General features: G+C 63.0%; 11 protein-coding genes. 5 read left to right on the top strand and 6 right to left on the bottom strand.

Translation table 11 applies throughout. From position 1 onward, the window contains the following. Positions 1 to 44 precede the first annotated feature (44 nt). From BM017_RS06990 to bioB, 6 genes are all read right to left on the bottom strand, one after another. A complete protein-coding gene (locus BM017_RS06990; RefSeq protein WP_058426691.1) occupies positions 45 to 326 on the bottom strand; it encodes a hypothetical protein in 282 nt (93 codons plus the stop codon). Positions 327 to 432: 106 nt separating this feature from the next. Continuing rightward, the gene (bioD, locus tag BM017_RS06985; RefSeq protein ID WP_092242245.1) at positions 433 to 1,113 is read right to left on the bottom strand and encodes a dethiobiotin synthase; all 681 of its coding nucleotides are present in this window, start codon (positions 1,111 to 1,113) and stop codon (positions 433 to 435) included. Further along, on the bottom strand, positions 1,110 to 1,922 hold the full coding sequence (bioC, locus tag BM017_RS06980; RefSeq protein ID WP_092242243.1) for a malonyl-ACP O-methyltransferase BioC: 813 nt from the start codon (positions 1,920 to 1,922) through the stop codon (positions 1,110 to 1,112). Before bioC ends, bioD begins: the two co-directional genes overlap by 4 nt. Then, positions 1,915 to 2,646, bottom strand: coding sequence for an alpha/beta fold hydrolase (locus BM017_RS06975; RefSeq protein ID WP_058426688.1), 732 nt, complete (start codon positions 2,644 to 2,646; stop codon positions 1,915 to 1,917). The genes bioC and BM017_RS06975 overlap by 8 nt, the downstream gene beginning before the upstream one ends. Continuing rightward, on the bottom strand, positions 2,639 to 3,820 hold the full coding sequence (gene bioF / locus BM017_RS06970) for an 8-amino-7-oxononanoate synthase (RefSeq protein ID WP_092242241.1): 1,182 nt from the start codon (positions 3,818 to 3,820) through the stop codon (positions 2,639 to 2,641). The genes BM017_RS06975 and bioF overlap by 8 nt, the downstream gene beginning before the upstream one ends. Positions 3,821 to 3,984: 164 nt before the next feature. Further along, entirely contained in the window at positions 3,985 to 5,040 is a 1,056-nt protein-coding gene (gene bioB / locus BM017_RS06965) for a biotin synthase BioB (protein WP_058426686.1), read from the bottom strand. A gap of 92 nt (positions 5,041 to 5,132) precedes the next feature. Here bioB and BM017_RS06960 point away from each other — a divergent pair, with 92 nt between their 5' ends. The 5 genes from BM017_RS06960 (at position 5,133) to rarD (ending at position 10,897) form a co-directional block, all read left to right on the top strand. Then, a complete protein-coding gene (locus BM017_RS06960; protein ID WP_092242239.1) occupies positions 5,133 to 5,870 on the top strand; it encodes a ComF family protein in 738 nt (245 codons plus the stop codon). 58 nt (positions 5,871 to 5,928) lie between these two features. After that, a complete protein-coding gene (locus tag BM017_RS06955) occupies positions 5,929 to 6,693 on the top strand; it encodes a TOBE domain-containing protein (RefSeq protein WP_092242237.1) in 765 nt (254 codons plus the stop codon). 79 nt (positions 6,694 to 6,772) lie between these two features. After that, positions 6,773 to 8,671: a PhoX family protein gene (locus tag BM017_RS06950; protein WP_092242234.1), complete on the top strand. Its 1,899-nt coding sequence runs from the start codon at positions 6,773 to 6,775 to the stop codon at positions 8,669 to 8,671. Between the two features lie 184 nt (positions 8,672 to 8,855). After that, complete coding sequence (locus tag BM017_RS06945; RefSeq protein ID WP_092242232.1) at positions 8,856 to 9,830, top strand: serine/threonine protein kinase; 975 nt, start codon at positions 8,856 to 8,858, stop codon at positions 9,828 to 9,830. 182 nt (positions 9,831 to 10,012) lie between these two features. Continuing rightward, the gene (gene rarD / locus BM017_RS06940) at positions 10,013 to 10,897 is read left to right on the top strand and encodes an EamA family transporter RarD (protein ID WP_092242230.1); all 885 of its coding nucleotides are present in this window, start codon (positions 10,013 to 10,015) and stop codon (positions 10,895 to 10,897) included. Positions 10,898 to 11,082 lie beyond the last annotated feature (185 nt).

The raw sequence follows: 11,082 nt of genomic DNA, 5'->3' as shown, positions 1-11,082 counted from the left end.
CTATCGGGGGCAAGCCCCCTCCCATATTTTTTAGCGCCAGCAGATCAGGCGTAGGTATCGATCAAGGTGCCGAGCATTTCATCCGAAGCCTTGGCGACTTTGGCGCCGAGCTCCACTTGGAATTTGCCCTGGGCCATTTCAACCATATTGCTGGCCGAGTTGGACGGCTGGGCGCGGTCGTTGGCTTGCAGACGGTCGCTTTGCGCATCCGATGGCTGGGTAGTCGCGGCGCTGGCAATTCTGCCGGCGGCCTGATCGACACGGTTCTGTCCGGACTGAATACTGCTCAGGCCCGAATAAAACGCGCTGCTTCCAGAGATTTCCATGGCGTAAGCCTGCCTTTAGAGAATCGTGAAGTTGAATTGAAGCAGATATCCCGTCAAAGGGCTCGTCAAAAACACTAATGGCATAATGCCTTGTCGATAGCCAAAATCAGTCAAGCAGGTCCAACTGTAAGTACTCGGCAACCGCTTCAGCCCCGGCGTGCTTGAGTTTCGGCACACGCCCCAGGCATGGCGCAGGCAGGCGCTCGGCCAGGGTGGCGAGGTTTTCTTCCAGACGGGAGGTCTTGGGCTCGATGATATTGGCCACCCACCCGGCCAACTGCAGGCCGTCCCGGGCGATGGCTTCGGCGGTCAGCAAGGCATGGCTGATGCAACCCAGGCGCACGCCCACCACCAGGATCACCGGCAACTTCAGCGCCATGGCCAGGTCCGACAGGTTCGCCTGATCGGCCAATGGCACCCGCCAGCCGCCGGCGCCTTCGATCAGGGTGAAATCCGCTTGCCGTGCCAGAATCTGCTGCATGGGCTTCAACAACGATTGCACGGTGAGCGAGAAACCTGCCTCCCGCGCCGCCAGGTGGGGAGCGATGGCCGGTTCGAAGGCCACCGGGTTGACCTCGGCATAACTCAACGGCAACGAGCATTCGGCCAGCAACGCCAGTGCATCGGCGTTGCGCAAGCCCTTGGGCGTGACCTGGCAACCGGAGGCCACCGGCTTGCCAGCCGCGGTGCTTCTACCGGCTTGCCGCGCCGCGTGCAACAGGCCGGCGGCGATGGTGGTCTTGCCGACATCGGTGTCGGTGCCGGTGATGAAGTAGGCGGCGCTCATAGAGGTTTCTCCAGTACGGCATACACCACTTGGTAAGTCGCCGGCAGGCCTTGGGCCTGGCGGAACCGCTCATACGCGTGCACCAGTGCAACAATCCGCGCGCGCCCCGTCAACCCACCGGGGCGACCGGGGTTGAGGTTATGCGCGCCCAGGGCCTTCAACTCGTGGGTCAGGCTGCGTACATCCGGGTAATGCAACACATGAGGACGGCGCTCCAGGCTCACCACCCGCAGGCCGCTGGCCGCACACAAGTGTTGATACGCCTCGAAGGTGCGGAAGCGATTGACGTGCACCAGGCCATCCGCCGCACGCCAGCTTTCGCGCAGTTCTTCCAGGGTGCCCACGCAGAGACTGGCGAAGGCCAGCACTCCGCCCGGTTGCAACACCCGATAGGCTTCGCTGAGCACCGCCTCGAAATTCGCACACCACTGCACCGCGAGGGAGGAAAACAGCAGCTGCAAGCTCTCAGCTTTGAGCGGCAAGCGTTCGGCGTCGCCGGCGATGAAGTGCTCGGCGCCACCCAGGGGGCGTGCGTGGTTGAGCATGCCTTCGGCGATATCCAGCGCGATGCCTTCGCTGGCGGGCCACTGTTCACCCAGCACGCGACTGAAATAACCGGTGCCGCAGCCCATGTCCAACCAGCGTTGCGGCGCGGTATTGCCCGGCAGGCGCGCCAGCAATTGGCTGCCCACCGCCCGCTGCAATTCGGCAACACTGTCGTAACTGGCGGCGGCACGGGAAAAGGACGCCGCCACCTGGCGCTTGTCCGGCAACGCGCCCGGCAGCGGGGCGTGGGATAAATCAGTCATCGACGCACTCATGCAAAAAAGCCTGGATGGCCCCCGCTACACCGTGAGGGTCTTCCAGAAGAAAAGCGTGGCCGGCCTGTTCAATCAGGCCGATTTCAACATCCGGCAGCAGGGCCAGCAGGTCGCTGGCGGCTTCGGCGGGTACCAACCCGTCCAGGCCGGCGAACAGGTGCAACTGCGGGCCGCGATAGGCCAATAAGGCTTCACGGGTATCCAACTGGGCGAGTAGCTCAAGGCCGGGCATCAACACACTGGAGGGCGTGTTCGGCGCGCCACTGACCAGCAGGCGCGACAGTCCGCGCGGGTCTTCGGCGCCCTTGGCGCACAACAGGCCGAAGCGCTTGAGGGTGACCTGGGAGTCGGCATGGCAGCCAGCGAGAAACGCGTCGAAGGTCTCGGCGGGCATCGCGCTTGGCCAGCCAGCGTGGGCGACGAAACACGGGTTACTCGCCAGAGTCAGCAGGCCGCAGCAACGTTCGCCACGCCGCGCCGCCAGTTCCGAAGCCAGCATGCCGCCCAGGGACCAGCCGCCCAGCCAGGCGTTGTCTGGCAGCGTGGCGTCGAGTTCGTCGAGCCACTCATTCAGGTCGCTGGAATCCAGTGCGGGCAACGGTTCGATCTGCACCTGCAGGTGCTCGTCCAAACCTTGCAAGGCGGCGGCCAACGGCTCCAGCGGCGATACACCGAGGCCCCAGCCGGGCAGCAATATCAGTCGATCACGCATAGTTGGGCCCCGAACTGCCTGACAAGCGGAAACACGCTTCCAATGCGTTTAACAATAGCTGCACCTGCGCCGCGCTGTGGGCCGCCGTCAATGTCACGCGCAGACGCGCACTGCCGGCGGGCACGGTCGGTGGGCGAATAGCTGTGACCATCAGGCCGCGCTCGCGCAGCATCTGCGACAGCCGCATGGCCTTGGCGCTGTCGCCGATCAGGATGGGTTGGATCGGCGTGAAGCTGTCCATCAGGTCCAGCCCAAGCTGCTCGGCGCCCTGGCGGAACTGGCTGATCAGGCGGTTGAGGTGCTCGCGCCGCCAATGCTCAGTGCGCAACAGTTCCAGGCTTTTCAAGGTGGCGCAGGCCAGGGCGGGCGGTTGGCTGGTGGTGTAGATGTACGGGCGGGCGAACTGGATCAGGCTTTCGATCAGCTCTTCACTGCCGGCCACAAACGCCCCGGCCGTGCCGAACGCCTTGCCGAGGGTGCCGACCAGCACCGGCACGTCCTCCTGGCTCAGGCCGAAATGCTCGACGATGCCGCCGCCGTTGGCGCCCAGGGGGCCAAAACCATGGGCGTCATCCACCATCAACCAGGCGCCTTTGGCCTTGGTTTCGCGGGCCAGCGCGGGCAGGTCGGCCAGGTCGCCGTCCATGCTGAACACACCATCGGTGACCACCAGGGTATTGCCGGTAGCTTTCTCCAGGCGCTTGGCCAGGCTCTGCGCATCGTTATGCAGGTAACGCTTGAAACGCGCCCCCGAGAGCAAGCCCGCGTCCAGCAGCGACGCATGGTTGAGACGGTCTTCCAGCACCGTATCGCCCTGCCCCACCAACGCCGTGACCGCGCCGAGGTTGGCCATGTAACCGGTGGTAAACAGCAGCGCACGCGGGCGACCGGTGAGGTCGGCCAGGGCTTCTTCCAGTTCATGGTGCGGCGTGGCATGCCCGACCACCAGGTGCGAAGCGCCGCCGCCCACACCCCAACGGGAGGCACCGGCGCGCCAGGCCTCGATCACTTGCGGGTGATTGGCCAGGCCCAGGTAATCGTTATTGCAGAACGCCAGCAGCGGCTGGCCGTCCACCACCACTTCCGGGCCTTGGGGGCTGTCGAGTAGCGGCCGTTGGCGGTAAAGGTGTTCGGCACGACGGGCAGCGAGGCGCGCGGCGAGATCGAAAGACATGCTGGCCTCGGTTTAACGGTAAAAATGTGGCGGGGATCTAATGTGGGAGGGGGCTTGCCCCCGATTGCAATCGGTCAGTTGATGCAGGTGTCGACTGACCCATCGCTATCGGGGGCAAGCCCCCTCCCACACAAGCCGTTTCCCACAGCTGTATGGCGTTTAAATCAAACGACAGCGTTGTAGAACTGCTCGCTGCTCTTCTGCTCCACCAACGCCTGCTCGATTGCCGCCTGATGCACTTCATCGGCATGTTCTTCACGGGCTTCCGGCAGGATGCCCAGGCGCGCGAACAGTTGCATGTCCTTGTCAGCCTGCGGGTTGGCGGTGGTCAGCAACTTGTCGCCGTAGAAGATGGAGTTGGCACCGGCAAAGAACGCCAACGCCTGCATCTGCTCGTTCATCGCCTCACGGCCGGCCGACAGGCGCACGTGGGACTTCGGCATCAGGATGCGCGCCACGGCGAGCATGCGGATGAAGTCGAACGGGTCGATATCTTCGGCGTTTTCCAGCGGTGTCCCCGCCACCTTCACCAGCATGTTGATCGGCACCGACTCCGGATGCTCCGGCAGGTTGGCCAGTTGGATCAGCAAATTGGCGCGGTCGTCGAGGGACTCGCCCATGCCGAGGATGCCGCCGGAGCAGATCTTCATCCCCGAATCACGCACATAGGCCAGGGTTTGCAGACGCTCGCTGTAGGTGCGGGTGGTGATGATGCTGCCGTAGAACTCCGGCGAGGTGTCGAGGTTGTGGTTGTAGTAGTCCAGGCCGGCCTGGGCCAGGGCTTCGGTCTGGTCCTGGTCAAGGCGGCCGAGGGTCATGCAGGTTTCCAGGCCCATGGCCTTCACGCCTTTGACCATTTGCAACACGTAGGGCATGTCTTTGGCCGACGGGTGTTTCCAGGCGGCGCCCATGCAGAAGCGGGTCGAGCCGATGGCTTTGGCGCGGGCCGCCTCTTCGAGGACCTTCTGCACCTCCATCAGCTTTTCTTTTTCCAGGCCGGTGTTGTAGTGGCCCGACTGCGGACAATATTTGCAATCTTCCGGGCAGGCGCCGGTCTTGATCGAGAGCAGCGTCGACACTTGCACACGGTTGGCGTCGAAATGCGCGCGGTGCACGGTCTGCGCCTGGAACAGCAGGTCATTGAACGGCTGCACGAACAGCGCCTTGACTTCGGCGAGGGACCAATCGTGACGCAAGGTGGCGGTGGTGCTGGCGCTCATGGGCGATTCCTTGATTATGCTTTGGCAAGCGCTGCGGGAAGGGCAATACCCACAGGCACGACACGGATGCTCGGCATATTTAAGGAAGATTCATGCACTGTCAACCGAGATACAAACACCAGGTTTACATCTGGTTAAATAACATACAAACCTGTTTAATCTGTGATGAAGCGACACCTTCCGCCCATTGTGTGTGCAACGTCTGCGAAACCGAGCTGCCCTGGCTCATGGAGCACTGCGATGTGTGTGCCCTGCCCTTGCCGATGGAGGGTTTGATCTGCGGGCAATGCCAAAGAAATCCCCCCGCGTTTAAACAGGTCATCGCCCCCTGGTCCTACAGCTTTCCCATCGACAGCCTGATCAGCCGCTTCAAGCATCAGGCACGCTGGACCCTCGGGCAGATGCTGGCGTGGCTCCTGGCGCAACACCTGCAACATCGCTTTGACAATACCGAACTCGTACGCCCCGAGTGCCTGCTACCGGTGCCCATGGCGCGCAAGCGTCTGCGCGAACGCGGCTACAACCAGGCGTTGATGCTGGCGCGCTGGCTCGGCAGCGACTTGAACATCCCCCACGATGAACAGCTGTTGTTACGCCCCCATGAAACCGTGGCCCAACAAGCCCTCGACGCCAAGACCCGTCAACGCAACCTGCTCGGCGCCTTCGCCCTGGCGCCCGACGCACAGGTGCAGGGCCGGCATTTCGCCCTGGTCGACGACGTGCTGACGACCGGCGCCACGGCCCACAGCCTGGCGCGGTTATTGATGAACGCCGGTGCGAAGCAGGTCGATGTGTATTGCCTGGCCCGCACGCCCAAACCGGGCAGTTGACTTGACTCCGGCGCACCTTGCCCGCAACGTTCGGCTCATCCCAGCCAAGCGTATCCCCATGTCTCTGCCAGCCTCCCTCAGCCAACACATCATTCGCCGCCCCCAGCGCATTGCCTTGCTGGCGCATATCGCCGAGCAGGGTTCCATCACCCGCGCGGCCAAAAGCGCAGGCTTGAGTTACAAGGCGGCGTGGGATGCCATCGACGAGTTGAACAACCTGGCACAAAAGCCGTTGGTAGAACGCAGCGTGGGCGGCAAGGGCGGCGGCGGTGCCAAGCTGACGACCGAAGGTGAGCGCGTGTTGCGTCTGTACCAGCGTCTGCAAGTGCTGCAAGCCGAGGTGCTGGGCTCCGATGAAGCCGCCAGCGACTTCAACCTGCTCGGCCGCTTGATGCTGCGCACCAGCGCGCGCAACCAATTGCATGGCCAGGTCATCGCCATCGAGCAGCAGGGCCGTAACGATCTGATCCGCCTGCAACTGGCCGGCGGCCTGAGCCTGGACGCGCAGATCACCCACGACAGCACGCAGCGCCTGGAGCTGGAAACCGGTGTGGAAGTGGTCGCATTGATCAAGGCCGGATGGCTGGAACTGCTCCCATCCAAGCAATCTGCAACACCTGGACACAATTGCATGAGCGGCACCGTCGACGCCATTCTCGACGCCGACGACGGCCCAGGCGAAGTGCGCATCGCCCTGCCCAATGGCCAGGTTTTATGCGCCCTGGCGCGGCCCGACGCACTCAAGGACGTGGGCGCCGTCGTAGGTAAAACCATCACCGTGCAGTTCGCGCCGAGCAATGTGCTGCTCGGTACGCCGGTGTAGTCGCAGCCCGTCTTCAAACTGCAACCATTTCGTCACGCCCGCTCCTTATGGTGTCTGCAAAAACCGCAGGGAGCCTGAGATGAGCCTATTAGAAGAAAACCAAGCCACCGACCTTGAACAGATGGTCGGCCTCACCCGCCGCCGCTTTATCGGCGCTGGCGCCCTGTGCGGTGCCGCAATGTTTCTCGGTGGCAACCTGCTGAGCCGCAGCGCCCTGGCCGTCAACGCCGCCAGCGCCAGCCCACTGCTGGGCTTTACCAGCATCGCCGCCGCCACCAGTGACACCATCACCTTGCCGCCAGGCTACAGCGCCTCGGTGCTGATCAGTTGGGGCCAACCGCTGAGCAAGAACGCACCCGCCTTCGACCCGTCCGGCAACGGCACGGCCAAGGCCCAGGAGCAGCAGTTCGGGGACAACAACGACGGCATGAGCCTGTTCGCCTTCCCGGGCGACGACAACCGTGCGCTGATGGCGATCAACAACGAATACACCAATTACCGCTACCTCTTCGCCCACGGCGGCGCGCCGCAATCGGCCGAAGACGTGCGCAAGGCCCAGGCCAGCGAAGGCGTGTCGGTGATCGAAGTGCGGCGCAAGGGCGACACCTGGCAGTTCGTGCAGGACTCGCGCTACAACCGGCGCATCCACGGCAACTCGCCGATCAACCTCAGCGGCCCCGCCGCTGGCCACGCCTGGCTGAAAACCAGCGCCGACAAAACCGGCAAGAAAGCCCTCGGCACCTTCCAGAACTGCGCCAACGGCAAGACGCCGTGGGGTACTTACCTGACGTGCGAAGAGAACTTTACCGACTGCTTTGGCAGCAGCAACCCGCAACAAACCTTCGACGCCGGGCAGAAACGCTACGGCGTGGTGGCCGCCAGCAAAGACATCAACTGGCACCCGCACGACCCGCGCTTCGACATCGCCAAGAACCCCAACGAACTCAACCGCCACGGTTGGGTGGTGGAAATCGACCCGTTCGATCCCAAGTCCACGCCGGTCAAGCGCACGGCCCTGGGCCGCTTCAAGCACGAAAACGCCGCCCTGGCCGAAACCCGTGACGGCCGCGCCGTGGTGTACATGGGCGACGACGAACGCGGCGAGTTCATCTACAAGTTCGTCAGCCGCGACCCGATCAACCACCACAACCCCAAGGCCAACAAAGACCTGCTCGACCACGGCACCTTGTACGTGGCGATCTTCGACGCGGGCGACGGCAACGCCGATCACCCCAAGGGCAAGGGCCAATGGGTCGAACTCACCCACGGCAAGAACGGCATCGACGCCAGCACCGGTTTCGCCAGCCAGGCCGAAGTGCTGATCCACGCGCGCCTGGCCGCCAGCGTGGTGAAGGCCACGCGCATGGACCGCCCGGAATGGATCGTGGTCAGCCCCACCGATGGCCAGGTCTATTGCACCCTCACCAACAACGCCAAGCGTGGTGAAGACGGCCAGCCGGTGGGCGGCCCCAACCCGCGTGAAAAAAACGTCTACGGCCAGATCCTGCGCTGGAAGGCCGACGCGGATAACCACGGTTCCACTGAATTCAGCTGGGACTTGTTTGTGGTGGCCGGCAACCCGGGCGTGCACGCTGGCACGCCAAAGGGTGGCTCGTCGAATATCAACCCGCAGAACATGTTCAACAGCCCGGACGGCCTGGGTTTCGACAAGGCTGGACGCCTGTGGATTCTCACCGATGGCGACTACAGCAACGCGGGTGACTTCGCGGGCATGGGCAACAACCAGATGCTCTGCGCCGACCCCTCCACCGGGGAAATCCGCCGTTTCATGGTCGGCCCGGTAGCGTGTGAAGTGACGGGCATCAGCTTCTCGCCGGATCAGAAGACGTTGTTTGTGGGGATTCAGCACCCAGGCGAAACCGGCGGTTCGACCTGGCCGGAGCATCTGCCGAATGGCAAGCCGCGCTCGTCAGTGATGGCAATTCGGCGGGATGACGGCGGTATCGTCGGCGCCTGACAAAGCCTCATCGGGGGCAAGTCCCCTCCCACACTGACTGTGTTCACAAGTCAAAATATGTGAATGCAGTCAATGTGGGACGGGGCTTGCCCCCGATAGCAATGGCACAGCCACCACCTATCTCAGCCCCGGTGCGTTACCATACCCGGCCGGACGCGGCGCCCTGCTGCGCGCAGGAGTTCGCATGGCCCACCCGTTTGAAACACTCACCCCCGACCTGGTCCTCGACGCCGTCGAAAGCATCGGTTTCCTCAGCGACGCTCGCGTCCTGGCACTCAACAGCTACGAAAACCGCGTCTACCAAGTGGGCATCGAAGACGCTGAGCCGCTGATCGCCAAGTTCTACCGCCCGCAGCGCTGGACCAACGCGGCGATCCTCGAAGAACACCGCTTCACCTTCGAACTGGCCGAATGCGAAGTGCCGGTGGTCGCGCCACTGATCCACAACGGCGAAAGCCTGTTCGAACATGCCGGATTCCGCTTCACCCTGTTCCCGCGCCGTGGCGGCCGCGCGCCGGAACCAGGCAACCTCGACCAACTCTATCGCCTCGGGCAACTGCTCGGCCGTTTGCATGCGGTGGGCTCTACCCGCCCGTTCGAACACCGTGAAGCCCTGGGCGTGAAGAATTTCGGGCACGACTCCCTCACCACCCTGCTCGAAGGCAATTTCATCCCCAAGAGCCTGTTGCCGGCCTACGAGTCCGTGGCCCGCGACCTGCTCAAGCGTGTGGAAGAGGTGTACAAGGCCACGCCGCACAAGAACATCCGCATGCACGGCGATTGCCACCCCGGCAACATGATGTGCCGCGACGAGATGTTCCACATCGTCGACCTGGATGACTGCCGCATGGGCCCGGCGGTGCAGGACCTGTGGATGATGCTCGCCGGCGATCGCCAGGAATGTCTGGGGCAACTGTCGGAATTGATGGACGGCTATCAGGAGTTCCACGACTTCGACCCGCGTGAACTGGCGCTGATCGAACCCCTGCGCGCCTTGCGCCTGATGCATTACAGCGCCTGGCTGGCACGCCGCTGGGATGATCCGGCGTTCCCCCATAGCTTTCCGTGGTTTGGCAGTGAGCGTTACTGGGGCGATCAGGTGTTGGCCTTGCGCGAGCAATTGGCGGCCCTCAACGAAGAACCCCTGAAACTCTTCTGACCTGTCGAGTTAAATGTGGGAGGGGGCTTGCCCCCGATTGCAGTCTGCCAGTTGATGCATCTGTGACTGACACACAGCAATCGGGGGCAAGCCCCCTCCCACCCAAAGCAAAGCAGATCACATTGCCCGCCAAATGTACTTACAATCACGCCTTTGTTAGCTGCCTAAGCAAGGATTCTGCAATGCAAGCCGCCAACCCCCGCAAGGGTTATATCCTGGGCCTGAGCGCCTATGTCATCTGGGGTCTGTTCCCGCTCTACTTCAAAGCCATCGCCAGCGTGCCCGCCGCAGAGATCATCGTGCACCGCGTGTTGTGGTCGGCGCTGTTCGGCGGTTTGCTGTTGATGGTGTGGAAACATCCCGGCTGGTTCCGCGAACTGCGCGACAACCCCAAGCGCCTGGCGATCCTGGCACTCAGTGGTTCGTTGATCGCGGGTAACTGGCTGACCTACGTGTGGTCGGTCAACACCGGGCGCATGCTGGAGGCGAGCCTGGGTTACTACATCAACCCGTTGGTGAATGTGGTACTGGGCATGTTGATCCTGGGTGAACGCCTGCGCCGTTTGCAGTGGGTCGCCGTTGGGCTGGCTGCGGTGGGTGTGGCGCAGCAGGTGTGGCAAGTGGGCAGCCTGCCGTGGGTATCGCTGGTACTGGCGTTGACCTTTGGTTTCTACGGGCTGATTCGCAAGCAGGCACCGGTGAAAGCCCTGCCGGGGCTGGTGGTGGAAACCTGGATGCTGGTGCCGATTGCGGTTGCATGGCTGCTGTTCAACCCGACCGCCCACAGTGCGCAGATGGAATTCTGGGGCACCTCCGAAGCCTGGTGGCTGGTCGCCGCCGGCCCGGTGACACTGATCCCGCTGGTGTGTTTCAACGCCGCCGCACGGCATTTGCCCTATACCGCCCTGGGCTTTTTGCAGTACGTCGCGCCGACCCTGGTATTGCTGGAAGCCGTGCTGCTGTTCGGCGAGCATCTGGCACCAAGCACTTTGACCGCCTTCGCGTTCATCTGGGCGGGCCTGGTGGTGTACAGCATGGACATCTGGCTCAGCGCACGCAAACGCTGATCAAATAACGTACAAACCTCTGCAAGCCATAATCTACGTGGCTTGCAGACATCCACCCCAAGGTTATCCACAACCTGATCCCCGCCATTTGTGCACAAGCCCTTGAAACTGCTCGTTTTTTGCTCAAGTAGCGAAGAACCCCGCACGGCGTGGCCTGGCGCCGGGTCTCTACAGGTTATCCACAG

The organism is Pseudomonas sp. NFPP04, assembly GCF_900113815.1.
Classification (GTDB): domain Bacteria; phylum Pseudomonadota; class Gammaproteobacteria; order Pseudomonadales; family Pseudomonadaceae; genus Aquipseudomonas; species Aquipseudomonas extremorientalis.
This window is presented reverse-complemented; position numbering and strand designations above follow the sequence as displayed.

What these genes read in the sequence shown, in the direction of transcription:
- rarD (WP_092242230.1), top strand. Translation starts at nt 10,013, where the DNA reads ATGCAAGCCGCCAACCCCCGCAAGGGTTATATCCTGGGCCTGAGCGCC.
- BM017_RS06975 (WP_058426688.1), bottom strand. Translation starts at nt 2,646, where the DNA reads ATGCGTGATCGACTGATATTGCTGCCCGGCTGGGGCCTCGGTGTATCG.
- bioD (WP_092242245.1), bottom strand. Translation starts at nt 1,113, where the DNA reads ATGAGCGCCGCCTACTTCATCACCGGCACCGACACCGATGTCGGCAAG.
- BM017_RS06990 (WP_058426691.1), bottom strand. Translation starts at nt 326, where the DNA reads ATGGAAATCTCTGGAAGCAGCGCGTTTTATTCGGGCCTGAGCAGTATT.
- bioB (WP_058426686.1), bottom strand. Translation starts at nt 5,040, where the DNA reads ATGAGCGCCAGCACCACCGCCACCTTGCGTCACGATTGGTCCCTCGCC.
- BM017_RS06960 (WP_092242239.1), top strand. Translation starts at nt 5,133, where the DNA reads ATGCACTGTCAACCGAGATACAAACACCAGGTTTACATCTGGTTAAAT.
- BM017_RS06945 (WP_092242232.1), top strand. Translation starts at nt 8,856, where the DNA reads ATGGCCCACCCGTTTGAAACACTCACCCCCGACCTGGTCCTCGACGCC.
- bioF (WP_092242241.1), bottom strand. Translation starts at nt 3,820, where the DNA reads ATGTCTTTCGATCTCGCCGCGCGCCTCGCTGCCCGTCGTGCCGAACAC.
- BM017_RS06955 (WP_092242237.1), top strand. Translation starts at nt 5,929, where the DNA reads ATGTCTCTGCCAGCCTCCCTCAGCCAACACATCATTCGCCGCCCCCAG.
- bioC (WP_092242243.1), bottom strand. Translation starts at nt 1,922, where the DNA reads ATGACTGATTTATCCCACGCCCCGCTGCCGGGCGCGTTGCCGGACAAG.
- BM017_RS06950 (WP_092242234.1), top strand. Translation starts at nt 6,773, where the DNA reads ATGAGCCTATTAGAAGAAAACCAAGCCACCGACCTTGAACAGATGGTC.